Source organism: Tepidicaulis sp. (genome assembly GCF_965222285.1).
GTDB lineage: Bacteria > Pseudomonadota > Alphaproteobacteria > Parvibaculales > Parvibaculaceae > Tepidicaulis.
This window is the reverse complement of record NZ_OZ244942.1, coordinates 1,064,210-1,091,086: the sequence shown is the minus strand read 5'-3', so window position 1 is coordinate 1,091,086 and position 26,877 is coordinate 1,064,210. Positions and strand designations below refer to the sequence as shown.

General features: G+C 61.8%; 19 protein-coding genes. 3 read left to right on the top strand and 16 right to left on the bottom strand.

Annotation, left to right across the window (positions count from 1 at the left end; all coding sequences use genetic code 11):
• Positions 1 to 231: 231 nt before the first annotated feature.
• The 14 genes from ACOQOT_RS05130 to ccmI all read right to left on the bottom strand — a co-directional run bounded on the left by ACOQOT_RS05130 (position 232) and on the right by ccmI (position 18,721).
• A complete protein-coding gene (locus tag ACOQOT_RS05130; protein ID WP_420561302.1) occupies positions 232 to 1,473 on the bottom strand; it encodes an aminomethyltransferase family protein in 1,242 nt (413 codons plus the stop codon).
• Positions 1,466 to 3,058 (bottom strand): phytoene desaturase family protein, encoded by a 1,593-nt coding sequence (locus ACOQOT_RS05125; protein ID WP_420561301.1) that lies wholly within the window; start codon positions 3,056 to 3,058, stop codon positions 1,466 to 1,468. Before ACOQOT_RS05125 ends, ACOQOT_RS05130 begins: the two co-directional genes overlap by 8 nt.
• A complete protein-coding gene (locus ACOQOT_RS05120) occupies positions 3,055 to 4,677 on the bottom strand; it encodes a phytoene desaturase family protein (RefSeq protein ID WP_420561300.1) in 1,623 nt (540 codons plus the stop codon). The genes ACOQOT_RS05125 and ACOQOT_RS05120 overlap by 4 nt, the downstream gene beginning before the upstream one ends.
• Before the next feature lie 195 nt (positions 4,678 to 4,872).
• On the bottom strand, positions 4,873 to 7,836 hold the full coding sequence (locus ACOQOT_RS05115) for a bifunctional [glutamine synthetase] adenylyltransferase/[glutamine synthetase]-adenylyl-L-tyrosine phosphorylase (RefSeq protein WP_420561299.1): 2,964 nt from the start codon (positions 7,834 to 7,836) through the stop codon (positions 4,873 to 4,875).
• A gap of 109 nt (positions 7,837 to 7,945) precedes the next feature.
• Positions 7,946 to 8,230 (bottom strand): HU family DNA-binding protein, encoded by a 285-nt coding sequence (locus ACOQOT_RS05110; RefSeq protein ID WP_420561298.1) that lies wholly within the window; start codon positions 8,228 to 8,230, stop codon positions 7,946 to 7,948.
• Between the two features lie 281 nt (positions 8,231 to 8,511).
• Positions 8,512 to 9,885 carry an ATP-binding protein gene (locus ACOQOT_RS05105; protein ID WP_420561297.1) on the bottom strand — a complete coding sequence of 458 codons (1,374 nt, stop codon included), beginning with the start codon at positions 9,883 to 9,885 and terminating at the stop codon, positions 8,512 to 8,514.
• Positions 9,872 to 10,633 carry a response regulator transcription factor gene (locus ACOQOT_RS05100; protein WP_420561296.1) on the bottom strand — a complete coding sequence of 254 codons (762 nt, stop codon included), beginning with the start codon at positions 10,631 to 10,633 and terminating at the stop codon, positions 9,872 to 9,874. The genes ACOQOT_RS05105 and ACOQOT_RS05100 overlap by 14 nt, the downstream gene beginning before the upstream one ends.
• Before the next feature lie 153 nt (positions 10,634 to 10,786).
• Positions 10,787 to 12,298, bottom strand: coding sequence for a DegQ family serine endoprotease (locus ACOQOT_RS05095; RefSeq protein ID WP_420561295.1), 1,512 nt, complete (start codon positions 12,296 to 12,298; stop codon positions 10,787 to 10,789).
• Positions 12,299 to 12,412: 114 nt separating this feature from the next.
• Positions 12,413 to 13,648, bottom strand: a complete 1,236-nt coding sequence (locus tag ACOQOT_RS05090; protein WP_420561294.1) for an alpha/beta fold hydrolase — start codon at positions 13,646 to 13,648, stop codon at positions 12,413 to 12,415.
• 78 nt (positions 13,649 to 13,726) lie between these two features.
• Positions 13,727 to 14,227, bottom strand: a complete 501-nt coding sequence (locus tag ACOQOT_RS05085) for a cytochrome c-type biogenesis protein (protein WP_420561293.1) — start codon at positions 14,225 to 14,227, stop codon at positions 13,727 to 13,729.
• Positions 14,227 to 16,215 carry a heme lyase CcmF/NrfE family subunit gene (locus ACOQOT_RS05080; RefSeq protein ID WP_420561292.1) on the bottom strand — a complete coding sequence of 663 codons (1,989 nt, stop codon included), beginning with the start codon at positions 16,213 to 16,215 and terminating at the stop codon, positions 14,227 to 14,229. Before ACOQOT_RS05080 ends, ACOQOT_RS05085 begins: the two co-directional genes overlap by 1 nt.
• Positions 16,212 to 16,694, bottom strand: a complete 483-nt coding sequence (ccmE, locus tag ACOQOT_RS05075) for a cytochrome c maturation protein CcmE (protein ID WP_420561291.1) — start codon at positions 16,692 to 16,694, stop codon at positions 16,212 to 16,214. The genes ACOQOT_RS05080 and ccmE overlap by 4 nt, the downstream gene beginning before the upstream one ends.
• Before the next feature lie 115 nt (positions 16,695 to 16,809).
• Positions 16,810 to 17,739 (bottom strand): chitosanase, encoded by a 930-nt coding sequence (locus ACOQOT_RS05070; protein ID WP_420561290.1) that lies wholly within the window; start codon positions 17,737 to 17,739, stop codon positions 16,810 to 16,812.
• A 76-nt stretch (positions 17,740 to 17,815) separates the two neighbouring features.
• Positions 17,816 to 18,721 (bottom strand): c-type cytochrome biogenesis protein CcmI, encoded by a 906-nt coding sequence (gene ccmI / locus ACOQOT_RS05065; protein ID WP_420561289.1) that lies wholly within the window; start codon positions 18,719 to 18,721, stop codon positions 17,816 to 17,818.
• 158 nt (positions 18,722 to 18,879) lie between these two features.
• On the opposite strand from ccmI, the gene ACOQOT_RS05060 reads away from it, so the two are divergent.
• Positions 18,880 to 21,075: an acylase gene (locus ACOQOT_RS05060; RefSeq protein ID WP_420561288.1), complete on the top strand. Its 2,196-nt coding sequence runs from the start codon at positions 18,880 to 18,882 to the stop codon at positions 21,073 to 21,075.
• Here ACOQOT_RS05060 and ACOQOT_RS05055 read toward each other — a convergent pair.
• Positions 21,072 to 22,868 (bottom strand): sensor histidine kinase, encoded by a 1,797-nt coding sequence (locus ACOQOT_RS05055; RefSeq protein WP_420561287.1) that lies wholly within the window; start codon positions 22,866 to 22,868, stop codon positions 21,072 to 21,074. The two genes, ACOQOT_RS05060 and ACOQOT_RS05055, sit on opposite strands and share 4 nt — an antisense overlap.
• A gap of 215 nt (positions 22,869 to 23,083) precedes the next feature.
• Here ACOQOT_RS05055 and ACOQOT_RS05050 point away from each other — a divergent pair, with 215 nt between their 5' ends.
• Together ACOQOT_RS05050 and ACOQOT_RS05045 are read left to right on the top strand one after the other, a co-directional pair.
• Positions 23,084 to 24,286, top strand: coding sequence for a CaiB/BaiF CoA transferase family protein (locus ACOQOT_RS05050; RefSeq protein WP_420561286.1), 1,203 nt, complete (start codon positions 23,084 to 23,086; stop codon positions 24,284 to 24,286).
• Positions 24,287 to 24,300: 14 nt separating this feature from the next.
• Complete coding sequence (locus ACOQOT_RS05045; RefSeq protein WP_420561285.1) at positions 24,301 to 25,320, top strand: D-cysteine desulfhydrase family protein; 1,020 nt, start codon at positions 24,301 to 24,303, stop codon at positions 25,318 to 25,320.
• Positions 25,321 to 25,341: 21 nt separating this feature from the next.
• Here ACOQOT_RS05045 and ACOQOT_RS05040 read toward each other — a convergent pair whose 3' ends face one another.
• Entirely contained in the window at positions 25,342 to 26,781 is a 1,440-nt protein-coding gene (locus ACOQOT_RS05040) for a hypothetical protein (RefSeq protein ID WP_420561284.1), read from the bottom strand.
• Positions 26,782 to 26,877 lie beyond the last annotated feature (96 nt).

The window sequence follows — 26,877 nt, the reverse complement described above, 5'->3', positions numbered from 1 at the left end:
ATTGACCTCAATCTGTTCACTCAAGGACACGGCCGGCGAACCGAGGGGGGAGAAGCTCACCGGCCGGTCCTATTGGCGCAGGGGATCGATCGAGGAGGCTGAGGGATGCATCTGTCCGAGGGGGTATGCATACCTGTCCCATGCGCTTGCCCCTATAAACGGATGGCAGCGCGGATTCCGTCGCTGGAAACTGAAAAAAGTCGGATTTTTTTCAGGGGGCCCGGGAAAGCTCTAAAAAAGCGGCCTGCGGGCGATTTTTGCGGGCAGCCGGGCGCGGCGCACCGCTACCTCGCCGGGAAATTCGGCGTGGACGTTGAACCCTTCATCGGCGGCCAGCGTTTCGGTGCGGATCGTGGCAAGCGCGATATTGGCGCAGAGGACCGGTGACCAGCCGGTGGAGGTGGCGCTGCCCGCCCGGTCATCGCCGCAATAAACGGCGGCAAAGCTGGCCGGCTCACCGCCGGAGATTTCCAGCGCGACGAGAGACCATTCCGCGCCCTTTTCCTTGGCCTTAGCCAGTGCGGCGCGGCCATTGAACGGGCCTTTTTCGAGATCGACAAAAGCACCTGCCCCTAATTCATAAGGCGTGCGGGGGGCCTCCGGGTCCACCGCGCATTCGGCGCCGAAATAATCCCGCCCGAACCGGGCAATGCCCCGCTCCAGCCGGCGCAGCTCGCAAGCGGCAAGCCCCGCAGGGCGCAGCAGGTCTTTATGCTGGCGCAGAAGCGAGCCCCAGATGACCGGCGCATCTTCCGCGTCCACCCAAATCTCGAATCCTTCCCGCCCGAGCGAGCCGGTGCGGGAAATGTAGACGGGCGCGGCATGAAGCTCGGCCCAAACCGCATGACCCGCCGGCAGAGCCGCAACCGCATCGCCGAAGCGCTGGCGGACGATAGAGACCGCCTGCGGGCCTGACAGAGCAAGACAGCCGAGCGTGCCGGAAATATCTTCAACGGCGCAATTAAAGCCCTCTGCCGTGGCGTCCAGCCAGTCCAGATGGTTGCCTTCCACCGTCAGCCGGTACTCTTCCTCTTCAAGGCGGAAGAGCACGCCCTCGCCCACGATCTTGCCGCCCATGTCGCAGAAGAAGACCCGCGCGGCCCCATGCACCGGCAAGGCGGCGACATTGCGGGTGACGAGTTTTTGCAGAAACTCTTCGGCCTGCGGGCCGCTGATGCGGTATTTCGTCAGCCAGGACATGTCGGCAAGCGCTGCCTGCGCGTGCAGTGCTTCATATTCGCTGGCGAGCGAGACATAGGTCTGCGGCGTCGTATAGCCGTTCCATGCCGCCCATTCGTTGGTGCGGCATACCGTGGCGGCAAAACTGTGCAGGCAAGTCGGCTCGGCCTGTATCTCGAATGGCAGAATGCCCCGCGCGGCTTCGAAAAGATCGGCGCGCGGCGCGGCATGTTTTTCCAGAACGTCGTTATGGTGTTCAGGTTCAAAGTCAGGGCGAACGAGAATGTTAGACATGAGCGCTTCCCCCCTCCAGCACATGCGCGGCGGCAAGACGCCCCGGCTCGCCGGTGAGCCCGCCGCCCGGATGCGTGCCGCTGCCGCATAGATATAGTCCCTCAACCGGGCCTTCGTCATGGGAAAGCCCATAACCGGGGCGGAAAAGCAGCGTCTGATCGAGGCTCATATCGCCCTGATGCCAGCCGGCACCCGGCGCGCCGAAGCGCCGTTCGATTTCCGGCGGGGTCAGAATTTCCCCCGCGATGAGCTTGATCTTGATGTCGGGCGCATAAACGGCCACCGCATCGACGACGCGTTTGGTGAACTCGTCCCGCCGCGCCTCCCAGCCGCCTTCAAGTTCATAAGGCACATGGGGGAGCAGGATCGACATGGTGTGGTGGCCGGGCGGGGCGGCGCGCGGATCGTGATAGGACGGCAGCACGATTTCCATGATCGGGTCTACGGCAAGCTCGTTGCGCTTGGCCGCCACAAAAGCGCGCTCCATCGCCGTCATGTCCGGCGCGATGAGCCAGCGCCCGCCATATTCACGCTCTTCGAGCCCTTCGATGATGGGCAGGCCTTCCAGCGCAAGATTGATTTTGGCGCAGGCGCCCTGCATCCGCCAGCTGCCCAGGCGGCGCGTCTGTTCGGGCGCCAGATGCGCAGAGCCTAAAAGATCGAGATAGGTGCGGCGCGGATCGAGGCTGGAAAGCACGACGGGCGCATGAAATTTCGTGCCGTCGGTCAGCACAACGCCTTCGGTCTTGCCGTCGGGCGAAACGAGAATGTGGCGCACCTGGCTGTTCGTGCGCACGCGCCCTTCACTTTCCCCGATGAGCCGGGCAAGTGCCTGAGGCAGCGCGCCGATGCCGCCTGCCGGATAACCCATCTTGCCGCCGGCGATGTTCTGCTGCGCCAGGCGATAGATATATTGATAGGCAGAGCCCGGCGATTTCGGCCCCATGTGATGGCCGAGCGTCGCATCCATCGCCAGAGCAGCTTTTAGAAGCGGGTCCTCGAACGTCCGGTCGAGCACCTGCGCCATGCTGGCAGGCAGAAAGCGGCCCAGCTCCTGGCGGTCTTCTTCGCCCATTTTCTCAAACCGCCAGATGAGCGAAAGCGCATCCGTTACCGCTTGCTTCGCCCCCTCACCCGGCACCGGCAGGCCTTTTTCCAGCAGCGGCTGCAAAAGCCCCGCATAACGCTGAACGCGCTTCATGAAAGGACCATAGGCTTCGGCATCGCGGGGCGAGCGGTCTTTCAGCCGCGCAATATCGGCGCGTGAGGATGCCGGCAGCACGAGATGTTTGCCGTCCTTGTCGAGCGCAACAGTCACCATATCGCGGCTGGCCATTTCAAAGCCGTGCTTGGCGAGCTTTAAATCTTTTTCGATGCGCTGCGGCCAGGCATAGAGCAAATGCGCGCCCGCCGAGGACATATAATCGGGTGCAATTTCCGCCGTCACCGCCGCGCCGCCCACATCGCTTCCCGCCTCGAGCACGAGAACGCGTTTGCCCGCTTCAGCAAGATAGGCAGCCGCGACAAGGCCGTTATGGCCGGCGCCGATCACGATCGCATCATAGGCCAGATCATGTTCCATCATGCCGCCGCTCCCTTACCGCGGCGGAAGAGGCCGCTGCCGCCGTTCAGTGAGCCGAGCAGTTTTTCGGCGACGTTATAACCGGCAATGCCAAGCCCGGCGCCGCCCGGATGGGCGCTTGCCGAACAAAGATAGAAATTCTCCACCGGCCCTTCATAAGCGGCAAAGCCGGGCACTGGCCGGTTGAAGAAAAGCTGATCGAGGTTCATTTGCCCTGCGAAAGGGTCGCCGTGTGTGTGGCCGGTCTGTTCTTCAATGTCGCGCGGCAAGGCAAGACGGTAGCCTTCGATCCGCTCGATAAAGCCGGGGCTCACCGCTTCCAGTTTCTTCAAGACAAGCTGCACCAGTTCAGCCCGGCGCGCGCCGCTCCAGGACCCGTCATGCAATTCGTAAGGCACGTAATGGAGCGTGATGCTCGCCAGATGCTTGCCTTCCGGCGCAAGGGAGGGGTCGGCAAGGCTCGGGAAAGACATATCGATGAGCGGACGGCGCGGCGGCGTGTGGTCCTGCCAATCGTCGAACCCCCATTCCATATCGTCCAGAAAACCGGGCAGGCGCAACCCGCCGGCAAGCGCCGGGCAGCCTTCCGGCAGATCCGGAAATTCCGGAAAGCCGGAGAGGGCTAGATCGAGCTGCGCCGTCACCCCTTCGGTGCGGAAATGGCCGATCTCTTCCACATAGCGCTTGGGCAGCGAGGACCAGTTAAAAAGGCCGAGATAGCTGTGCTTCACATCAAGATCGGAGAGCACGCAGCGCGCGGCGATTTCCGTATCATCGGAAAGCACGACACCGGCGGCCTTGCGCCCTTCCATGCGCACATCCACAACCTCCGCCCCAAAGCGAATGTCGCCGCCTGCCGCTTTCAGCGCATTGGCGATGGCCTTGGTAAGCGCAGGCAGGCCCCCTTGCGGCATGAGGCGCGCGGGCATGCCGCCGCTGCGCTCGCCGATCCACAGGAGCGGGAGAAGCGCCGCCGTCGTCTGGCCGCACGGGCCCTGCGCATGGCCGGGCAGCGCGGCAGACGCGATATGCGCTTTCAAATGATCGCTGCGGAAATACCCGTCGAGAAAAGCATCCATCGATTGCAGCCAGACGCGGGCTTCGTCATGGAGATCATGGGCGGGTTTTTGCACCAGCTCGCGCACATCCTGCACCAGCTTGCGGATGACGGCGGGGCTGCGCCGTGCCGGGTCCTGCTGTTCTTCGAGAATACGTTTTTCGAGTCTCCGGGCCTGGCGCTGCATGTCCCGCGCGAACCGCGTCCAGGCGCTCGCATCACGCTTGTTGTGGCGCTGAATTTCGCGCGTCATGACGCCCGCATCGGTATAGGAGGCGACATAGCGCCCATCACCGAAAAGCGAAACGCCGCCATCGAGGCGCAGAGTGCGCAGCCCATGGCGGCCAAGGTCCAACGCGCAAACGAAATTGGGATCGAGATAGCCGCCCGGCAGCGCGAAGGGCGGCGCTTTAAAACCGGGAACGATTTCACCGGCAAGGGCGGCGGCTTCCGGCTGCTCACCGCGCTCCAGCACCAGAACGGCGAAGCCGGATTGCGCAAGACGGGCGGCGGCTGCAAGGCCGTTCACCCCTCCCCCAATCACGACAACATCATACCGTTCCATCAAGCCTAGCTCCAAAACAGACAGCCCCTGCACCCTTGTGCAGAGATGGCACGTCCCTTTTCGGCACAGAAGCGGCCCGAATGCTGCCTTTTGCGGGGTTAACCACAAAAGGCCAGTTCAACCCTGACCTACAGGGCCAGGTGCCCGCTTCCGGCGCAAAGGGCCGGTTCCGTTCTGGCTGGCAGTTGCAATTCCCTAGCCAGAGCTATCGGTCTTGGAAAGCCCCCCAATCAAGCTTTCAAACAAGCTCAGCACCGCTTTCTGGCTTTCCCTCAGATCGGCCTCCAGGGCCTCAAAGTCGGGCGCATCCCCCACTCTCGCAAGCAGGTTCTTCAAACCGATATTGGTTTCCTCGCGGTTGAGCGTGCCCGTCACGCAGATGCGCACGACCTGGGTAAGGTTCAACACCAGGTCGATGGCATGCAAGAGCAAATCGGTCTCGGCGGGGGGCAGAATGCCGAGCCGTCCGGCGGCCTCGAATACGCCGCGCGTATGGGGGGAGAGGATCTCCGGCATTTCGGCGGCGTAACGAAGCTGAAGATACTGGGCGATAAACTCAAGATCGATGAGCCCGCCGCGCACATGTTTCAGCTCCCAAGGGTCCGAAGCGGGAAATTCCTTGGCGATGCGGGCGCGCATGTCGGCGACATCCGCGGCCAGTTTTACCGGGTCCCGTGGCTTGCGGAGCACACGGGAAATCTCCGTTTCAATTTTTTGGGCAAGAGGCGCCGGGCCTGCGGCCACCCGCGCCCGGGTCAGCGCCATATGCTCCCAGGTCCAGGCTTCCCCCTCCTGATAAGCGGCAAAACTGTCATAGCGCGTTGCAATGGGCCCGGCATTGCCCGAAGGGCGCAGGCGCATATCCACCTCATAGAGCTTGCCTTCCGCCGTCGGCGCGGTGAGCGCATTGACGAGCTGCTGGCAGGCCTTGGCGTAATACTGTGTGACGCCGAGCTCCTTCGGCCCGTTCGAGACCGCTTCTCCATCATCGACATCGTAAATCACGATGAGATCGAGATCGGATTCCGCGCTCATCTCGCCGCTGCCGAGTTTGCCCATGGCGACCACAGCCATGTCCGCGCCGGGCACCTTGCCGTAACGCCGCTCGATTTCGCCGAGGGCGGCGGGCTTAAGCGCCTGAATGACCTCCCGCGCGATCGCCGAATAAGCGCTGCCAGCTTCTTCCGCATCGGCGCTGCCCGAGAGCACGCGCACGCCGACGCGGAACCGCTGCTCGCGCGCCCAGACGCGCGCCACATCGAGCGCGCCTTCATAGCTCTGCGCCGTGGAAAGCGCCTGGCGCAATCCTTCACCCAGCTCCGGCCCGCGCGGCAGCACCTGAAAGAATTCCGGGTCAAGCACCACATCGAGCACAGCCGGATTACGGCTCAAATGATTGGCAAGGCGGGGCGCGGTGCCGCAAATATCCGCGATGAGACCGAGAAGGCTCGGATTGGCATAGATGAGCGAGAAAAGCTGCACGCCTGCGGGCAGGCCCTCGATGAATTTATGAAAGCGAGTGAAGGCCACATCGGGATCGGCGGTTTGCGAAAGCGCTTTCAAGAGTGCCGGCATAAGCGCGGTCAGGCGCTCGCGCGAGCGGGGCGAACGGGTGGCGGCGAAGCGCCCCGTATGCCAGCCGCGGATCATCTCCATCATTTCAGAGGGCCGTTTGAAGCCCATATCGCTCAAGGTTTGCACGGTTTCCGGGTCATCATCCGTGCCGGTGAAAACAAGGCTCCCGCCCTCTTCAGCAAGCGGCGGGGCTTTTTCGAAAAGCGCTGCGTAATGGCCTTGCACGCGCGAAAGATGCGCGCGCAGCGCTTCATCGAAAGACGCGCGGTCTTTATAGCCGGAGAAAATCGCAATCCGCTCGAGGTCTTCCTCGCTTTTCGGCAGCGAATGGGTCTGCTCGTCCTCTACCATTTGCAGGCGGTGTTCGAGCGTGCGCAAAAACCGGTAGGACTCCACCAACTCTTCGGCGGCCTGCGGCGTGATCCATTCCTTCTCCGCCAACGCGCGCAGCATTTCCACCGTGCGCTTGCCGCGCAAATCCGCATCGCGCCCGCCCGCAATCAATTGCTGGGTCTGAACGAAAAACTCGATCTCCCGGATGCCGCCGCGTCCCAGCTTGATGTTGTGCCCGGCAATGGCGATCTTGCCGTGGCCCTGCACCGCATGGATTTGCCGCTTCATAGAATGAATGTCTTCGATGGCGGCGAAGTCGAGATTCTTGCGCCAGATATAGGGGCGGATATTTTTCAGGAACATTTCCCCGATTTCGCTGTCCCCGGCGACCTGGCGCGCCTTGATGAACGCCGCGCGCTCCCAGTTCTGCCCCCGGCTTTCGTAATATTGCTCGGCGGCGGGCAGCGAGACGGCAAGGGGTGTGCTGCCCGGGTCCGGGCGCAGGCGCAAATCCGTGCGGAAGACATAGCCGTCCGACGTGCGCTCCTGCATAAGCTTCACAAGGCTCTTGGCGATGCGCACCCAAAGGTCTTGCTCCTCCCGCCCCTCGCAAAGCGAAACACGGCCCGGCTCGAAAAACACCACAAGGTCGATATCGCTGGAATAATTGAGCTCGCCCGCCCCGTATTTGCCCATGGCAAGAACGAGAAAGCCTGTGCCTTTGGCAGGTTCTTGCGCATCGAGCTCGGCGATGAATTTGTTCTTCTGGGCATCGCGCAGGAGCCAGTCCGTTGCCTGGCTCACCGCCTTGTCGGCAAACCGGGTGAGCGCGCCCGTTACCTCTTCCAGCGTCCATTTACCGGCAATATCCGCCGCGCCGATAAGGAGCGCAGCTTCTGCCTTCGCCCGGCGCAGCACGCCCATGAGCGCCGCTTCGTTCCTGGCTTCTATGGCGTCGTCTTTAAGGCGCGACAGCAGCGCGTCGAAGGCCGCATCCGGCGGCCCGTCCAGCAGGCGCAGGCGGGCCGGCTCGCGAGTGATAAGCCGGGTGAGGTAAGGCGAGTTGCCGAGAATGGCGGTGAGGAGCGGCTTTTGGCTTTGGATGAGCGCCTTCAGGCCAGCGCCTTCGGCCCCTTCCAGCTTTTTCACCTCTTCTTCGAGATCGGCAAGAAAGCCTGCCGCGCGCTTCGCGTCAAACGGCCGGGGCGGCACTTCCAGTCCCAGATAAGGCGTCATCTCGGCTTCCGTCATTCTCACGCAACCTTGCTCAATTCGCTTCTAGCCTTGGAGGCTACCGATCCGGCGCGAAAAGAAAAGGCCCGCCAATGGCGGGCCTTCAAAAACGTCAGATCGCGCTGTCTTAGCAGCCGGCAGCCGTTTTCAGCTGAGCCGACGGCTTGAAGCGCAGAGACTTCTTCGCCTTGATCTTGATTTCTTCACCCGTCTGCGGGTTGCGGCCTTTACGGGCAGCGCGCTTGGTGATCGTGAAGGTGCCGAACGTGCCGACGGTGAATTTGCCGTCCTTCTTCGCCCGCTTCAGACCGGCTTCGATTTCGCCGAACACCAGTTCCACAGCACGCTTGGCTTCCGCTTTGGACATGTCGCCAGCTGCTGCAACGTTTTCGATAAACTCCGCCTTGCTCATCTTATCTCTCCTAGAATGGCCTCCTCGGTTGGCGCCTTATGTAAAAGCCATAACAAGCCAAGAGATTCGCGCCAATGAAAAACGGACAAAATCCCGCATCAGGACGCCATTTTCTGCGTTTTCCGTGCGATAAATGCACATAAAAGCGGGTTTATCCCCAAATGCAGGGGCCGAAATCGCCCGTCCTGACGCGGATTCCTGTTATCCGCAAATCCGATTCGCGCAGCTTCTTTTGCGATTCGCACGAGAGCGCTTGCGGTCAGGAAAGATAGGGGGCGCAGTCAGACGGGCAGAGAAAGCGTTACACAGAGTCCTGGCTCTGCATCCGAAAGGGTGATGCGGCCATTATGAAGGCGCGCCGCGGCGGCGGCGAGCGACAGCCCGAGCCCGCTGCCCGGCGTGTTGCGGCTTGCCTCAAGGCGCACGAAACGCTCCAGCACCCGCGCCCGGTCGGCTTCCGGAATGCCCGGCCCATTGTCCGAAACGCTGAGCACCACACGGCCATGGGCAAGCGCCGCCTTGACGGTGATCTCGCCCCCTTCCTCGCCCTTGCGCCCATGCTTGATGGCATTGTCGATGAGATTGGCAATCGCCTGGGAGAGGATTTCGCGGTTGGCGAAAAGTTTGAGGCCTTCCGGCACATCCGCCTTCAAGGTCAACTCCGCTTCCTCGGCGACGGGTTCGTAAAGCTCCACCGCATCCAGCACCAGCGCGGAAATATCCACATCCACCATGGCTTCGCGCGAGCTGCGCGCCTCGGCCCGGGCGATGGAGAGAAGCGCATTGAACGTCGCCAGAAGGTGATCCGCCTCGCTGATCGTCTTTTCCAGCACGTCCTTGTAGTCGGCCTCGCTTGCCGGCTTCATCAGCGTCACTTCCAGCCGGTTGCGCAGCCGGTTCAAGGGGCTGCGCAGATCATGAGCGACATTGTCCGTCACCTCACGCATCCCCATCATCAGGGCCTCGATCTGTTCGAGCATATTGTTGAGATTGCCCGCAAGCTGGTCGAGCTCGTCACCTGTACCGGAAACGGGAATACGCCGGGCCAGATCCCCGCGCATGATCTCCCGGCTCGTACGGTTGATGTCGTCGAGACGCGCCAGCATGTTGCGGCTCATGATCAGCCCGCCGATGAGCCCGAGCCCCAGCGTCAGCGCCACGGCCCAAATGAGCGAGGCAGTGATCAGGCTTTCGATATTGCGCCGCTCCTCCACATCGCGCCCCACCAGCAAAAAGAATCCTTCCGGCAGTTCGATGTAACGGGCGCGGGCGGCATGGCGCTCCACCCCTTCCATGGTGCGGCGCTGATAGTTGAATTCCACATAGCCGTCCGGCCCTTGCAGCGCGGCGGGCTTGCTGTCGAGATTACCCGCCAGCACGTTGCCGCGCGGATCGAGCACGAGATAAAGGCTCTGACGCGGATCGCGCGAGCGCTGAATGACCGTGTGAACGAGAAGCGGCAGCCCGCCTTGCGCATATTGCTCGGCAAGGCCTTGTATCTCCGCTTCCACTGCCTGGTCGGTCTGGCGGGCGAGAAAGCCGGCTGTGTTCCAGTAAATATACCCCAAAAGCGCGATCACCGACGTCACGAACAAGGCGAGATAGATCACCGCCAGCCGGAACGTCGAGGTTTTAAGGAGATTAGTCAGCAGCACGCAGCGAATACCCCGCACCGCGGATCGTGTGCAAAAGCGGCTCGCCGAAATTCTTGTCGATCTTCGATCTAAGCCGGGAAATATGCACGTCGATCACATTGGTCTGGGGATCGAAATGATATTCCCAGACATTTTCCAGAAGCATGGTGCGCGTCACCACCTGACCGCTATGTTTCATGAGATATTCGAGCAGGCGGAACTCGCGCGGCTGCAGGTCGATATCCTGCCCCGCCCGCTGCACCTTACGGGTGAGAAGGTCGAGTTCCAGATCGCCGACCGACAGCTTGGTCTGCACGCTATCCGGGTTCGCCCGGCGCGCCAGCACCTCGATCCGCGCCAGAAGCTCGGCAAAGGCGAAAGGCTTCGTGAGATAATCGTCGCCGCCCGCCCGCAGGCCTTTGACCCGGTCATCCACTTCCCCCAAGGCGCTGAGAAAGAGAACGGGCGTTGCATCGGCATTTTCGCGCAGCGCCTCGACGACGGAAAGGCCGTCGCGTTTCGGCAGCATGCGGTCCACGACCATCACGTCATAAGTGCCGGAAAGCGCCAGCGTCACGCCTTCTTCGCCATCGCCGGCATGATCGACGATGTGGCCGCTTTCCCGCAGGCCTTTGACCACATAGGTCGCCGCCTCGATGTCGTCCTCGATAACAAGGATACGCACCTTACCTCGTTCCTCCCCTTCTCTCTTTTCCGTTTCCGGTTCGAGCGCGCACACATCATGCGTCAAAAACGGCTGGGCTGTCATCCTCGCCTCACTTGAGTTTTAAAGGAAAAGGGGGCAGCCGCACCGGCTAGGGGGACGGATCACCGGTGCGGCCTTAAGGGCCAAAACGCATAACAGGCCCATAATTACGGGATTGCGGGGCAGGCCCGGCACGCGCCCGACCTGCCCGCGCCATCACGCATCTTTTAGCGAGAGGGCGACAAAGTGCTGGCCGCTCTCATTGCGCAGGAGAAGCAGCACCGAGCTTTTGCCCGATTCTTCGATTCGCGTTTCAAGTTCGCCGGGGTTGGAGACCGTGCGGCCATTCACCTTGACGATCACATCGCCGGGGCGCACGCCCTTGGCCGCCGCCTCGCTTTGCGGGTCGACCCCTTGCACGACCACGCCGCCGTCCGGTCCGGAGGTCAGCGCCAAACCAAGCTCACCAACCTTCCCGGCAGGGGCGCCTTCACGCGCGGCCACCTGGCGTGGCTCTTTTGGGAATTCGCCGAGCACCACCTCGACATCCTGCTCATCGCCTTCGCGCAGCAATTCGAAATTCACTTCCGTTCCGGGGTCGTAACCGGCGACCGCCCGGCTCACATCCCGCGCGTCTTTCATCTTCTTACCGTCAATAGCCAAAATGACGTCGCCCGTCTCAAGGCCGGACTTGTCCGCCGGGCTGCCTTTCATGACATCGGCGACAAGCGCGCCTTCACCTTCTTCAAGGCCGAGGCTTTCGGCAATTTCAGGTGTCACCGGCTGAATGGACACGCCGAGCCAGCCGCGCGTCACGCTGCCATGTTCTTTCAGATCGGCAATTACGTCCTGGGCCACATTGGCGGGGATCGCAAAACCGATACCGACACTGCCGCCGGAGGGCGAGAAGATCGCGGTGTTCACGCCCACAACGTTGCCCGCCAGATCGAAGGTCGGCCCGCCGGAATTGCCGCGGTTGATCGACGCATCGATCTGGATGAAATCGTCATAAGGTCCCGCGCCGATATCGCGCCCGCGCGCCGAAACGATGCCGGAGGTTACCGTGCCGCCAAGGCCGAAGGGATTGCCCACGGCCACCACCCAGTCACCGATACGCAAATTGTCTTCCGGCGCAAAAGCCACATAGGGCATGGCTTTTTCAGGTTCGGTTTTCAACAGTGCGAGATCGGTCTTGGGGTCGGTGCCGACGATCTTGGCTTTCAGCTCGTCTCCATTGCTCAGGGCGATCAGAATTTCCTCACCGCCTTCAACGACATGGTTGTTCGTCACCACATAGCCGTCAGAGGAAATGAAGAAACCGGACCCTTGCGCCTGGCGTTTGGGTGCAGGCTGACTGCCGCCGCCATTCGGCGCGCCAAACTGCTTAAAGAAGCGCTCAAGCGGATGACCGGGCGGCAGGTCCATACCCGCTGCAGGCCCAGCTTCCGCCTTTTGCGTCACGCGCACGCTCACCACCGCAGGTCCCACACGTTCCACCACATCGGCAAAGCTTGCCGGCGCATTGGACGGGGCGACGGGCTCGATCTCCGTGCTTTCCTGGCGGTTTTCCGCAAAAGGATTGGAGGCCGCCCGGGCGACATCAGGGCTCGTGCTGCCCGCGCCATAGCCGATGATCCCGGCTGCGGCCAACGCGGCGGCAAGCGCAATGGGCCGCACCGCTTTACTTTTTGCTGAAGTGGTTTTTGCGTTTTTCACATGATCCGTCATGTTCGCTACCCCTGTGATGAAGGACATCCTTGAGTATGAACATAGGAAGTGTGAGCTTACGGCACGCTGTCCGCGCGATTAAATTTCTTTAATTTGATCCGCCCAGAAATTGCCTTATTTGACCTCATCCGCAAGGCGGGTTTCGACACGCACTTTCGATTCCAGTGTCCGGTGCACGGGGCACTTATCGGCAATTTCCATCAGCCTTGCGCGCTGCTCATCGCTCAAATCGCCCAGCAGCGCGATCTCACGCGTCATGAGATCAATCTTGGCGCCGGATTTTTCTTCGCAGTCTTCGCAATCCTCCGCATGCACCTTGCTATGTTCAAGGTGTACGCTAACCCCCTTAAGTGGCCATTTCTTGGCATCGGCATACATACGCAAAGTCATGGAAGTGCAGGCGCCGAGCCCGGCCAGAACCCAGTCGTAAGGCGCAGGGCCTGAATTCATGCCGCCCACGCTTTCCGGCTCATCGGCAAGAAAGCTGTGCGGACCGATCTCTACCTTTTGCTGAAACTTGCCTGCGCCCGTTTCTGCCACGCTGACGCTGCCCTCCTGGCCCGTCGGCTTTTCCACCGGCGCAGGGGTTTCGATATAGCGCTGCGCCCAGGCGGTTAGCACATCGGCGACATAAACCGCGTCTTCTTTCCGCGTTAAAAGATGATCGGCATTGTCGAGCGAGACGAAACTTTTCGGGTGCTTGGCGGCAAGAAAGATTTCCGAAGCATTGTCGATGCCCACCTGCTCGTCCAGGGGAGCATGAAAGATGAGCAGCGCCTTTTTCAGCTTGCCGATATGATCGCGCTGCCGCGAGGTTTCGATATCGTAGAGAAACTGCTGTTTGATGGTGAAGCTGCGCCCGGCGAGCATGACTTCCGCTTCACCGTTTTCGTTGATCTCGCAAATCTTCTCACCGAAATTATGCGCGACATGGGCCGCATCCGCGGGCGCACCGATCGTTGCGATGGCCGCCGCCTCGGGAATTTTCTCCGCCGCCGCCAGCACCGCCGCCCCGCCCAGACTGTGACCGACAAGAATGTCGGGCGCTTCATAGGTCTCACGCAGAAAGTCGGCAGCGGCGACAAGGTCGGCCACATTCGATGAAAAATTCGTGTTGGAAAAATCACCGCCGCTCATGCCGAGCCCGGTGAAATCGAACCGTAGCACGGCAATGCCCCGCTCGGCGAGCGCGGAGGCGATGCGCGAGGCGGCGAAAACATCCTTCGAGCAGGTAAAGCAATGCGCAAAAAGTGCGTAGGCACGCGGCGGCCCGTCCGGCCGGTCAAGCCGGGCAGCCAGCTCCTCGCCGAGCGCGCCTTTGAAGGTGATCTTTTCGGATTGAACGGCCATCTTTCTCTCCGATTGTTTTTCGCCAAACGTTCCGCCCGGCAGCCAATCTAAAGAGGAAGTGTGACGGGAAACGCGTTCCTATTCACGCGTTTTCGTATCCGACTCTTCGAGCAGTGCATCGAGCCGGGCCGCTTCTTCCGGGGAAAGCGGCGCGGCTTCCGCCCCCTCTTCCCTTTTACGCCGGAAGAGCACGAACACCACGACGCCGCCGATCAGAAGCGCCGCGAAGGGCGCGGCCCAAAGCGCCCAGGTTTCCGGGCGCACGGGCGGGCGCAGAAGCACGAAGTCGCCATAGCGCGCCACGATATAGTCCAGCACTTCCTCGTTGCTATCGCCTTCCTTCAGCCGGTCGCGCACCAGAAGGCGCAGATCCCGCGCCAGCGGCGCATCGGAATCATCGATAGATTGGTTCTGACAGACAAGGCAGCGCAATTCGCGGGAAAGCTCGCGCGCGCGCTCCTCCAGCTTCGGGTCGTCGAGCTTCTCGCCGGGCTCGATCGCCCCTGCCGGAAGGGCAAAACCCATCCAAAGCACGGCGCAGAGGCAAAGCGCCGCACTCTTATTGAAGAGCCCGCGCATCAAGATGCTGCTCCTTCCGCCGCCACCCGCGCTTTGCGCCGGGCAAAGGGAATACCGAGCCGGTAACGCCGGTCGGAAAGCGAGACTGCCCCGCCCAGTACCATGATCACCGATCCGATCCATATCCAGGGGACGAGCGGGTTTACATAAGCGCGCACGGTCCATTCGTTCTCACCGCGCCGGTCGCCCAGCACGACATAGAGATCGGAAATCCAGGCGGTGTAGATCGCCGCTTCCGTGGTCGGCATGTTCTGCACCGGATAGACGCGTTTTTCAGGACGCAGCCGGCCAATCTCACGGCCGTTTTTCACAGCAATGAATTCGGCTTTCTCGGCGCGGAAGTTCGGTCCCTCATAGGCCCCGACATTCGCCAGCATGAGTTCATAGCCGCCGACCTCCAGCACGTCGCCGGTCGCCATGGCCGCCACACTTTCAACGCGCCAGGCGGAAATGCCGACAATGCCCGCCACCATGATACCGACCCCGGCATGAGCCAGCGTCGAGCCCCAGACCGCGCGGGGCAGATGCCGCAACCGGCGCAGGCTCTCGCGGGCGGGCACCTTGAAGGCTTTCACCCGGTAGGCGATGTCGGAAAAGGCACCGAAGACGAGCCAGGCGGCAAGCCCGAGGCCGATGGGCGCGAGCCACGGCCCCTCGCCTCTCACCGCCGCAACGGCGATGATGGTGAGAATGGCAAGCCCCGCCGCCGCGAAAAGCCGCTGCAGAACGGGGTAAATATCCGACCGCTTCCAGGCAAGCAGCGGGCCGAGCGGCACCAGCAAAAGAAGCGGCAACACGATAGGCACAAAGGTCATATTGAAGAAAGGCGGGCCGACGGAAATCTTCTCACCCGTCAGCGCATCGAGCCCCAGCGGATAAAGCGTGCCGACGAACACAGCCACCGTTGCCGCTGCGAGGAAAAGATTGTTGAGCACCAGCGCGCTTTCGCGGCTGACCGGCGCGAAAAGCCCGCCGCCTTTCAGCTGCGGCGCCCGCCACGCGTAAAGCGTCAGCGCCCCGCCGATGAAGAAGGCAAGTATGCCCAGAATAACGAGCCCGCGTTCCGGGTCCGTCGCAAAAGCATGAACGGAGGTGAGCACGCCCGAGCGCACCAGGAACGTGCCGATAAGGCTGAGCGAGAAAGCGAAGATCGCAAGCAGGATCGTCCAGCTTTTCAGTGCGCCGCGCTTTTCCACCACAATGGCTGAATGCAAAAGCGCCGTGCCGACGAGCCAGGGCATGAGGGACGCATTTTCCACCGGGTCCCAGAACCACCAGCCGCCCCAGCCAAGCTCGTAATAGGCCCACCAGGAGCCCATGGCGATGCCGAGCGTCAGCGCCATCCAGGCTGCAAGCGTCCAGGGGCGCACCCAGCGCGCCCAGCCCGGATCGACTTTGCCTTCGAGAAGCGCGGCAACGGCAAAAGAGAACGCCATCGAAAAGCCGACATAGCCCATGTAGAGGAAGGGCGGATGAAAGGCGAGCGCCGGGTCCTGCAGGAGCGGGTTGAGACCGCCGCCATCGATGGGCGCAGGATCGAGCCGCGTGAACGGGTTCGAGGTGAAAAGCAGGAAGGCGAGAAAGGCGACGCCGATCAGCGCCTGAACGGAAAGCACACGGGCGCGCAAACTGTCGGGCAGATCGCGCCCGAAGGTCGCCACCGCCGCGCCGAAGACCGAAAGAATGAGGATCCAGAGCAGCATCGAGCCTTCATGGTTCCCCCAGACACCGGTGATCTTATAAAGCAGCGGCTTGGCGGAATGAGAATGCTGCGCCACCGCATAGACCGAAAAGTCGGACGTCACGAATGCTGCGTTCAATGCGGCGAAAGAAAGAAGGACGAGCAGGAACTGCGCCTGCGCCGCCGGCACGCCCACCGCCATCAGCCGCGCATCCTGCCGGTAGGCGCCGATCTGCGGCAGAACGGTCTGGAGAAGCGCCACCGCGAACGCAAGAACGAGGGCGAAATGGCCTGTTTCAGCGATCACGGATAGGTTCCCTCTCCATAGGTTTCCGAATGGCTTTTCTCCGCCCCTTCGCCCTGCCAATTCCCGGTGCGCTTCAGCGCGTCGGCAACTTCCGGGGGCATGTAATTTTCGTCGTGCTTGGCGAGCACCGTATCGGCAACGAAAACACCGTCCGCTCCGAGCACGCCTTCGGTGACGACGCCCTGGCCTTCGCGGAAGAGATCGGGCAGCGTGCCGCTATAGGTGACGGTCACGGTCGCGGCGAAATCGGTCACATCGAAGCGCACATCCGTGCCCTCGCCGCGCGTCACGCTTTCTTCCGCCACCAGCCCGCCGAGCCGCAAGCGTTCGCCCGGCTCCGTGCCGCGCTCGGCAATGTCGCTCGGGCTATAGAAGAAAACGATATTGTCCTGCAGCGCGGTCAGCACCAGGCCCACCGCCGCCGCGAGAATAACCAACCCTGCCCCGATCAAACTGGCGCGGCGCTGTTTGCGTGTCATAAATCCGGTCCCGTTCCTGCTCTGCCCTCAGCTTACCTGATATAAAGCGCGCAGCTTTTCCTGGCAAAGAGCCAAATCGACGCGGCACGGCGCGGAAAACCGCGCTTTACCGCCGTTAAATCCCTAAAGCCGCGCGGGTCGAGGCGCCGATGATCCCGTCCGCGGTCAGTCTTTCGAGCTGCTGGAAGTCCTTGACGATCCGTTCCAGATTTTCGTCGAAAACGCCATCCGTATTGATCACATATCCGTGCCGTTTCAGCGCTTCTTCCAGCGCCCGCACATCCTCGCCCGTCATGGGGGGCGATTTCAGGAGCAAAAGCCGCTCTTCGGCTCCTTCCGCAGAAACCCTGACCGGAGGATGGTAATCGATAATATCCGCATCGATGCGCACCCCGCGCACGGTCAGAGGCAGCGCCAGGCTCCAATTGCCCGCGGCGATCAGTTCCTCGAAGGCTTCCATGCGGTAGATCGTGCGGCGCAGCAGCCGGTTGTCGTGGCTGGCGAGCCAGGCTTTACGCTCGCCCACATAAGCGGCAATCCACCGTTTCTCGCCGATGGTGGAGGCTTTACCCGCCTTTTCTTCCACCCGGCCCTTCAAATAGCGCCAGGACCCGTGGATGTGACTGTCATAGACGACGGCAAGTCCAAGCGGCGTTTTGATGCCAAGGGCGCGGGCAGCATCCGCCGACGGTTTCCAGAAGACCCGGTCGAAAAATCCATCCTGCACGTCCTGCATGGCGGGGTCCGCGCCCGCCTCCTGCAACACCCAGCGCAGACGGGCATCATTGTCGAGGCTCGCCTCGCAGCGCTTCAGCGCGGGCAGGTATTCCTTGAGCGCCGAAGCGTAAAGCGCGCCGGCGCTTTCCACATAGGCCTTGATCAAGAGATAGAGATTGCCGCTTGCCAGCGTCGTCTGCGCCTTGCCATAGGTCAGATGCCCGCTATCGCCCGCCAGCACCGTCACCGCGCCGTAATCACCCGCCGCCTTGCCGGATTCGAAAATATTGACGATCGCCTGCGCGGTCCGTTTTTCCAGTTCGCCCATTTAGCCTCCCCCTGACACCGATTCGTTCAGCATCAGGCAAGACTATGCCTTAACCGGCAGGCGGGGATAAATGGCGCTATTCGGCTTGCGGCTCTGCCTCAGGCGCTTCAGGAGCGCTAGCCGGCGCTTCAAGCTGGCGCCGCGCCGAGGTAATGGCGGCATCGAGCATGCCCGTCCAGGGCGCATCTTCCGGCGCATCGGCGCGGATCGCTTCCCATTCACGCAGCGCACCCGCCACATCCCCGTCCTGGGCCTGGCCCAGCGCCAGATAGAAGCGGGCCTTGGCCTGCTCCGGCTCAAGCTCAAGGGCTGCGGCAAATGCCTGGCGCGCGGGCGGCACCACCACCCCTTCGGAGGAAAGGGTCAGCGCTTCGGCGAGCCCCGCAAGCCCGAAAGCCGTGCGCCCCTCCAGCTGCATGGAGCGGCCATAGGCTTCGATCGCCGCATCGTAGCGGCCAAGCTGCAGATAGATGGGCGCGATGATCTTCCAGCCGCGCAGATCTTCCGGGTTCTCCCGCAAGCGGCGTTCGAGGCGGGCCACAAGCTCGGGCACGGAAAGCTCATCCAATGGTTTTTCAAGCCGTGCCTTTTGCGGCTGGTCGGGCAGGCCCGGCTGGCCGAGCGCGAGATAAAGGATCAGCGTCACACCCGTCACGCCGATGACGGCGGCAAAGCCGATGACTTTCAGCATGCGCAAAGAGACGAGACGGCCCTGTTTCTCGTGGCCTGTCCCGTCCGCTGCAGCGAGCAAACGGCGTGAGATTTCCCGGCGCAAGGGCTCGGCATCTTTCGGGTTCAGCGTGCCGCGCTCGACATCGGCCTCCAGCTCGCGCAACTGTTCTTCATAGATCAGCGTTTCCCCGCTCCGTTCACGTCCGGGGGGCGAGCGGCGCAGCGGGCGCAGCACGAAAAGCAGCACCGCTCCGGTGAGCAGCGCCATAAGAGGCCAAAGCAGCCAACTGCCGATCGCGGCAAGTTGCATGTGATGTGTCCTTTCAATTCCCCTTGCTGCTGGACGGGTCGTCCGCGCGCCATCATAGTAGGCCCGCATAAGAACAGAAACGATAAGGCTGCGGCCATTCGCCGCCCGCGCATTTCTGCGTGAGGCAGGCGGCTGCAGCCAGGGACGAGGGTGAGGGAATGAAGCGGGTTCTATTGACCGGCCTCTTTGGGCTGATCGCGGCGGTTTTTGGCGCGGGCGCCATTTTTACGATCCACGCGCATGTAACCCGCCCGGCGCCCTGGGACCCGGCGCCGTTTCTGGAAACCGCCCGGCAATACGATGTTGAAATCCGCCGCGACAATTGGGGCGTGCCGCATATTTACGGTCCCCGCGATGCCGATGTTGCCTACGGCCTTGGCTATGCCCACGCCGAGGACGATTTTGCGACCATTCAGGAAGTCGCCATTGCCACGCGCGGCAAGCTCGGCGCGGTGAAGGGCCCTGATGCCGCCGTTACCGATTATATCGTTCACCTTCTCCAGGTTTGGGAGACGGTGGAGGCGCAATATGAGACGGCACTGAGCGAGGAAACCCGCGCGGTGCTGGAAGCCTATGCTCATGGCATCAATCTCTTCGCTGCCCTTCACCCCGAGAAGGTCGAACCCGGCCTTGCGCCCATGACCGGCAAAGACATTGCCGCCGGATTCGTTTTCAAGACCCCGTTTTTTTACGGCCTCGACAAGCAGCTCATGGAGCTTTTCGAACCGGAGCGTAAACGCTCGATCTCCAAAAATCCGGAGACTGCGTTTCTGCCTGTCGATGAACCGGTCTATCCCACAGGCTCTAACGGCTTTGCCATTGCCCCTTCCCGCTCGGATGACGGGCACACGCGCCTTCTTGTCAATTCCCACCAGCCTTATGCAGGGCCGGTTGCCTGGTATGAGGTGCGGCTGAAAAGCGAAGAGGGCTGGGATGTGGCAGGCGGCGCCTTTCCGGGCTCGCCCTTCATGCTGCATGGCCATAACCGCTATCTCGGCTGGGCGAACACGGTCAACAAACCCGATCTCGCCGATGTCTATGTGCTCACACTGAACCCGGAGAACGAGAACCAGTATCTCCTCGACGGGGAATGGAAAGAGCTCGAGCGCAAAGAAGCGGAGATCAAGGTCAAGCTCTTCGGCCCCTTCTACTGGACCGTGACGCGCGATGTGTTCTTTTCCGAGCATGGGCCGGTGCTGAAAACGGATCATGGCGCTTATGCCATCCGCTATGCGGGCATGAACGAGCTCCGCCAGGCCGAGCAATATTTCCGCCTCAACAAGGCGCGCAATTTCGAGGAATGGATTGCGGCGATGAAGATGCAGGCCCTGCCCAGCATCAACTACGTCTATGGCGATAAGGATGGCAATATCGCCTATATCTATAATGCGCAGTTCCCGGACCGCGCGGAAGGCTGGGACTGGCAGGCCTATCTGCCCGGCGACCGCTCCGACCTTATCTGGCGCAATTACCTGCCCTTCGAAGAGGTGCCGAAACTCATCAACCCGAAATCGGGTTACGTTTTCAACGCCAATAACACGCCTTTCCGCGCAACGGCGGCGGCGGACAATCTCTCGCCCGCGCAATTTCCCGCCTTCATGGGCATCGAAACGGGAATGACGAACCGGGCTTTCCGGGCAGAAGAACTGCTTTCCCGCGACGAGGCAATCAGCGCAGAGGAATTCGCCGCTTATAAATACGACCTTTATTACAGCCCCGCCTCCAAAGTGGGGCTCACGCGGGCGGCCATTTTGACCATGGACCTCAGCGACGATGAAGACCTTGTCGCCGCACAGAAACATCTGGCCGATTGGAACCTCGGGACGGACCAGGAAAACCGCCATGCCGCCCTTGGCGTCCTTACCCTGCAGCCGCTCATCATGGCGGAGCTGCGCGGCACCGAGGCCCCGCCGCTGCGCCAGGCGCTCGCCGATGCCGTGGACGTTCTGATGGACAATTTCGGCCGGCTCGACCCGCCATGGGGCGAGCTCAACCGCTTGCGGCGCGGCAAGGTCGATCTGCCGCTCGATGGCGGGCCCGATATTCTGCGCGCCGTTTACGGGGGCGAGCCAAATGACGATGGCACACTGACGGCACGGGCGGGCGACACCTACATCATGTTCGTCGAATGGGATGAGGACGGAGCGCTGAACTCGCAGAGCATTCATCAGTTCGGCTCGGCGACGCTCGATGAAGCCTCGCCGCATTTTGCCGATCAGGCCCCGCTCTTTGCGGATATGGAAATGAAGCCGGTGCTCTTCGAGGAAGAAGCTCTCGAGCCGCATATCGCCGCGCGTTACCGGCCCGGCCTTTTGCCCGAGCCTGAAGCGCCGACTGCGCCTGACGAGAACTAAATCACGATGATGGAGCTTTCCTCACCGGAGAGCGGCTGATCGACAAGACGGGAGATCGGGAGGCTGACAGTGACTGTCGTGCCCTCGCCCAGCGCGCTTTCGATGGAAAGCGTGCCGTCATGCAGCTCCACCAGGCGTTTAGCAAGCGGCAAGCCGAGCCCCGTTCCTTCATGGGCGCGTGAGAGCGATCCGTCCACCTGCGTGAAGGGCTGAAGCGCACGGGGAATGTCTTCCGGGTCCATGCCCACGCCTTCATCGCGCACTTTCAGGTGCATATGCGTATCGTCCGTCTCCACGCTGAGCTGCACCGTGCCGCCGCGCAGCGAAAACTTCACCGCATTGGCGAGCAGATTGATCAGCACCTGCTTCAGCGCGCGCTCATCGGCGTAGAGATAAAGCTCTTCGTCCGGCGCATCGATTACAAGCTGGACGCCTGCCTGCTGCGCACGCGGCTTGACGATGACGCTGGCGCTATTCAAGACCGTGCGCACATCCATCTCATGTTCGCTGAGATCGAAACGCCCGGCCTCGATCTTGGACAGATCGAGAATGTCGTTGATGACATTGAGCAGATGAATACCGCTTTCATAAATATCGGCGGCGTATTCCTGATAGCGCTGGGAACCGAGCGGGCCGAAAATTTCCCGCTCGATCGCTTCGGAAAAACCGATAATCGCATTGAGCGGCGTCCTGAGCTCGTGGCTCATATTGGCGAGGAATTCGCTCTTCGATTTGCTCGCCGCGGTTGCCTGGTCGCGGGCAAGACGCAGGTCTTCAGCTTCCTTGCGCCGTTCCGTTACATCGTGCAGGCCGAGCAGAATGGCCGGCCCGCCCCGGTAGCGGATCGCAGCGCCCGCCACTTGCGCCCAAATCTCGCCGCCGTCATAGGAACTCAGCTTCAGCTCGATTTCCCCCTGCTCGCTCAAATCGCGGCCGATGGCGGCAAGCTGCTTGAAATCGTCCCCGAAGAAACTGGCGAGGCTAATCGTATCCGCCTTGTCTTCCGGTATCCGGAAAAGATCGAGCGCGGCCTTGTTCGCCTGGATGATGCGGCTGTTCTGCGGACGCACCAGCGCCAGCGGGATGGGCGCGGCGCGGAAAACCGTGCGGAAATTTTCTTCATTGAGCTGCGCCACGCCTTCGGCCTGCCAGCGGTCGCTCATTTCCCGGCGCAGCCGTGTCGTCAGCGCCCGGTACTGATGAATGGTGCGATGCTCGGAGCGACGCAATTGCGAGGAAATGCGGATCGTCTGAATGCCGATAATGTGCAGCGCCGTCCAGGAAAGCATGAGCTGGGCGGTTTCCGGCGTGCTTGCCCCCAAAATCCCATAGCTCATCGCCACGTGAATGACACTTGAGAGAATGGCGACGGGCGCGGTGTAGATCAGCCGGTTCGGCACCCCGAAATAGATCACGGCGACGATCGCAAAGGCGCTGATACTGACCAGCGCAAGCTCGTCTCCGTTCACCGCATGGGCAGTCATCGCGACGAGAAAGACGAGAAACTCCCCGAGCGTCAGCCCGAAGAAGAAAACCTGCCAATCATGACCGCGTCTGAAAAGCACGATGGGCGCAAGACACACCGTGAAAGCGGCAAGGCGCGCGCCCAGAAGCTCGAAATAGACGAGGGAAAATCCGTGATGCAGAAAATCGGAACTGCTGGCGAGCAGAAAGATCACCGCGGCGGCGATGGCGACGCGCGTGCGGGACAGGACGACATTCCATGTCGCCATTAAAAAAGCCGCTTCCTCCTGCCTGTCCGAGAACTCGCCGTCCCACCTATAAATATTCATGGGCCGCTTTCTATGGCTCTCGGATGTGGCGGATGGCGCGGGCTTGTCCGGCCTTGCCTCCACGGAGTGTTCCCCTCCCCCTTTTGGGTTCACTCAAGGTTACCCGGGCAAGAGCCTAGTTTTGGCAGGTAAAGAAAATGGAAATATTCCTCTTTGGCAGGCATAGTGCGGCCAAAGACTTGAAATTATGGGAATAAGCGCAGCGGGAGGCCGACATGAGCGGTATTTTATCGGGAATCAAAGTGCTGGATTTCGGCCGCTATATTGCCGGGCCCTATTGCGCGACGCTGCTGGGGGATATGGGCGCCGAAGTCATTCGCGTGGAAAAGCGCGAGGGGAGCGAGGACCGTTTCGTCCAGCCCTTCCGGCCGGGCGCGGGCGCCGGAGAAGGCGGCGAAGGCACCATGTTCCTGCAGCTCAACCGGAACAAGCGCGGCATGACCCTCGATCCCATGAGCGATGAGGGGCGGAAAGTCGTGCGCGCCATGGTCGCCAAGGCCGATGTGGTTGTCGCCAATCTCCCGCCCCAGACGCTGAAGGCCATGGGTCTCGATTATGAGACACTGAGCGCCATCAACCCCGGCATCATCCTGACCACCGTTTCCGCCTTCGGTCATGGCGGGCCTTACTCGAACCGCGTCGGCTTCGACGGCGTGGCGCAGGCCATGTGCGGCGCAGCGCATCTGACGGGCCATGCGGACGAGCCGATGAAAAGCTACGCGCCCTGGGTGGATTTCGGCACCGCCTCCCTTGCCGCCTTCGGCACCATGGCGGCCCTCTTTGAGCGGCAGAAAACCGGCAAGGGCCAGGTCGTGGAAGGCGCGCTACTCGCCACCGCGCTCAACTTCTTCAATTTCCATCTGATCGAGCAGTCCCTGCGTCAGACGAACCGGGAAGGGATCGGTAACCGCAGTCCCTATGCCGGGCCCGTCGATATCTTCAAGGCCAAGGACGGCTGGATCATGGTGCAATGTATCGGCCTGCCCCTCTTCAAGCGCTGGGCAAAGCTCATGGGCGAAGACCATTGGCTCACCGATCCGCGCTTCAAGGACGATCTGGCCCGCGGCGACAATGGCGAGGTGCTGAGCCAGCGCATGAGCGAATGGTGCGCGGAGCGCACGGTTGCCGCCGCGCTCGATGAGCTCGATGCCGCGCGCATTCCCGCCGGTCCCGTCTATACCCCGCAGCAGGCGCTCGACGATCCGCATATTAAAGCCATGGGCTATCTCCACCCCATGGGCTTTCCCGGTATCGAGGGTGAGGCGCCGCTCATGGAAACCCCGGTGCGCCTGTCCGGTAACCCGGGCGAGATCCGCCACCGCGCCCCGCTCCTCGGTGAGCATACCGACGACATTCTTTCCGAATATGGCTATAGCGAGGAGGACATAAACTCCTTGCGTACGCAGAACATCATCTAAGCATTGGAGCTTTCATGCCCGGTCCCTTTTCCCTGCTGCCTCATGTCGAGCTGTTCGAAGCCCCAACGCCGCTGCAAGAGCTGATGAACCTGCGCGCCGTCATCGCGGCGGAAAACGGCTCCTGCCCGCAGCTCTATATCAAACGCGACGACATGACGGGGCTTGCAGGCGGCGGCAACAAGACCCGCAAGCTCGAATATCTTCTGGGCGAGGCGCGCAAGCAAAATGCCGACACGCTCATCACCGCCGGCGCGCTGCAATCCAACCATGCCCGCCAGACGGCGGCGGCAGCTTCCAAGGCGGGGCTTGCCTGCACGCTCATTCTTTTCGACACCGTGCCCTATCAGGGCGCGCTTTACCGGCGCTCGGGTAATCTCCTCCTCGACAAAGTGCTCGGCGCAGATCTTGTCATCGAAGACGGCAAGGCGGATGCGGCAGAGGTGTTCGAGCGCGTGATGGGCAACATATCGAAGGCGGGCGGCACGCCCTATCTCATTCCCGTCGGTGGCTCGAATTCCGTCGGCGCCATCGGCTATGCGCGCGCTGCCGGTGAAATTCTCGACCAGGCCGCGACAAAGCAGATCGCCGTCACCCGCATCGTCCATGCCTCGAGCAGTCTGGGCACCCAGGCCGGCCTCCTGACGGGGCTTGCCGAGCGGGCAAGTGATGTGCGCGTTACCGGTATCAATGTTTATCGGCACGACACGGAAAAAATGCTTGAAGACCTGACCGATCTGACCGAACGCACGGCGGACCGGCTCGGCGTGCGCCGGGTGGGCGCGGAGCGCTTTGAGATCGCGGACGGGTTTTTGGGCGAGGCTTACGGGGTGCCGACGGATGAAATGAAAGCCGCCGTTTCCACGCTGGCGCAGACAGAAGGCATCCTGCTTGATCCCGTCTATAGCGGCAAAGCCATGGCGGCGATGATCGCTATGATTTTCAGAGGCGAGATCGGCCCGGAGGAGACCGTCGTCTTTCTGCATACCGGCGGCATGCCCGGTCTTTTTGCCTATGAGGAAGAATTTACGGGCTGAACGGTCTTCGACCCGTTCTGCCTATGCCGCGCCTACCGTCTCGCGTAGCGCCACTTGCACACGGCGGCGGAAAAGTGCGGCAGCTTCCTCGCCTTCCAGAAGCCCCAGAAGCTCAGCGGCAAAAGCGGCGGCCGGGGGTTCCATTTCCGGCTTCTGCGCAGCAAAACGCAGTTCCGTCAGCAGCGCCTCGGTATAAAGCGCCAGATAAGCATCCAGCATATGGCGCAGGTCGCGATAGATCTGCGAGACGCCCAGCACATCGGCGCGCGCCCAGGTCGCCAGCATGAAGCGGAACGAGGCGCGGACTTTTTCAGCCTTTTCCAGCGACATGCGTTTGGAAAGATCGGCGCGGGTCACTCCCGCCTTCCCGAAAGCGCCGGCCTGCTGCAGCGGCAAGGCCCCATGCAGATCGCGCTCGAAACGGGCCAGATGATCGCCGATCACCGTGCTCATTTTCTGGCGCACGGCGAAAACTCTTTTTTCCCACTCGCCATAACGCACAAGATCGATTTCCTCACGGAACCCTTTGGAGATATTGGCGAGCTGCATCACCTCCTCCGCCATGGGTTCAAGCGACGTAACGCCGGGCCGCAGGGCGCAAACTCGCACGCAAATATCTTCGCTCTGAATGAGCAGCCGCTCGCCCAGCGCAGCGAGATCCGTGCGCGCAATCAGAAGGTCCGAATTCTGCCGCGCGATGGAACGGGCAAGACGCATGATCTGCCAGGGCTGTTCCATCCGCCCCATCACCGCCAGCGCGACGTGAAGCGAATGATCCGGCGCTTCCTTGTAAACGCGGTCATAGGTCTCGCGCACCAGCCTTAGGCAGCCTTCATCGAATTCCTCGATTTCGTCGGGAAGCTTCTGGCTGAGCGAGAGAATGTCGTCACCTATCGCCAGCGCATGAGCGATATCCACTGCATCGTCTCTGACATCCGCGCTGCCGAGGCGTTTATCGATCATTTCCCGGAAAGCAGGATCGCTGCGGGCCCGCCGGCCCGCATCCAAAAGCGCCCGCGCCGCGCTTTGGCGCATTACGGAGAGCGAAGCGCCCAGCGCTTCGTTATCGCCTTGCAGAATATGCCGCGAGACATTTTCGATAAGGCTCGGAAACGTGTCCGGCAACAGATCGCCGCGCAGCGCTTCCCAGATCGGCGTGATGGAGGAGCGCGGCACGAGCCCGGGGATCTTGCGGCCCCGGCGCTGATTGATGAGCAAGTCTTCGAACGGCAGGCAGAAGCGGCGCTGCGCCGTCGCATAGCCGGGGCGCGAGCCTTCCAGCGACCGGGCGACAGGGCGCACCGCATGCCGGATAAACTCGATCGGCAAGCCGGCTTCTTCCCCCGCCACCACGGCGCGCTCGATGCCCGAGAGCAATTTGAGCGCCATGCCGGCCGGCAGCGACGTCAGATAAGAGCTCAGGCGCGAGGCCTTTTGCGCATCCGATATTTCGTCCAGCATCTGCAGCCTGTTTCCGTCCGGTCAGAATTTGGTTAATCTACCGTTGAGCAGACTAACACTATTAGACTTAACGAGCCCTTGACGTTGAAATAACGG

Coding starts and splice junctions, on each gene's coding strand:
- ACOQOT_RS05130 (WP_420561302.1), bottom strand. CDS start 1,473: ATGTCTAACATTCTCGTTCGCCCTGACTTTGAACCTGAACACCATAAC.
- ACOQOT_RS05125 (WP_420561301.1), bottom strand. CDS start 3,058: ATGATGGAACATGATCTGGCCTATGATGCGATCGTGATCGGCGCCGGC.
- ACOQOT_RS05120 (WP_420561300.1), bottom strand. CDS start 4,677: ATGGAACGGTATGATGTTGTCGTGATTGGGGGAGGGGTGAACGGCCTT.
- ACOQOT_RS05115 (WP_420561299.1), bottom strand. CDS start 7,836: ATGACGGAAGCCGAGATGACGCCTTATCTGGGACTGGAAGTGCCGCCC.
- ACOQOT_RS05110 (WP_420561298.1), bottom strand. CDS start 8,230: ATGAGCAAGGCGGAGTTTATCGAAAACGTTGCAGCAGCTGGCGACATG.
- ACOQOT_RS05100 (WP_420561296.1), bottom strand. CDS start 10,633: ATGACAGCCCAGCCGTTTTTGACGCATGATGTGTGCGCGCTCGAACCG.
- ACOQOT_RS05095 (WP_420561295.1), bottom strand. CDS start 12,298: ATGACGGATCATGTGAAAAACGCAAAAACCACTTCAGCAAAAAGTAAA.
- ACOQOT_RS05090 (WP_420561294.1), bottom strand. CDS start 13,648: ATGGCCGTTCAATCCGAAAAGATCACCTTCAAAGGCGCGCTCGGCGAG.
- ACOQOT_RS05085 (WP_420561293.1), bottom strand. CDS start 14,227: ATGCGCGGGCTCTTCAATAAGAGTGCGGCGCTTTGCCTCTGCGCCGTG.
- ccmE (WP_420561291.1), bottom strand. CDS start 16,694: ATGACACGCAAACAGCGCCGCGCCAGTTTGATCGGGGCAGGGTTGGTT.
- ACOQOT_RS05070 (WP_420561290.1), bottom strand. CDS start 17,739: ATGGGCGAACTGGAAAAACGGACCGCGCAGGCGATCGTCAATATTTTC.
- ccmI (WP_420561289.1), bottom strand. CDS start 18,721: ATGCAACTTGCCGCGATCGGCAGTTGGCTGCTTTGGCCTCTTATGGCG.
- ACOQOT_RS05060 (WP_420561288.1), top strand. CDS start 18,880: ATGAAGCGGGTTCTATTGACCGGCCTCTTTGGGCTGATCGCGGCGGTT.
- ACOQOT_RS05055 (WP_420561287.1), bottom strand. CDS start 22,868: ATGAATATTTATAGGTGGGACGGCGAGTTCTCGGACAGGCAGGAGGAA.
- ACOQOT_RS05050 (WP_420561286.1), top strand. CDS start 23,084: ATGAGCGGTATTTTATCGGGAATCAAAGTGCTGGATTTCGGCCGCTAT.
- ACOQOT_RS05045 (WP_420561285.1), top strand. CDS start 24,301: ATGCCCGGTCCCTTTTCCCTGCTGCCTCATGTCGAGCTGTTCGAAGCC.
- ACOQOT_RS05040 (WP_420561284.1), bottom strand. CDS start 26,781: ATGCTGGACGAAATATCGGATGCGCAAAAGGCCTCGCGCCTGAGCTCT.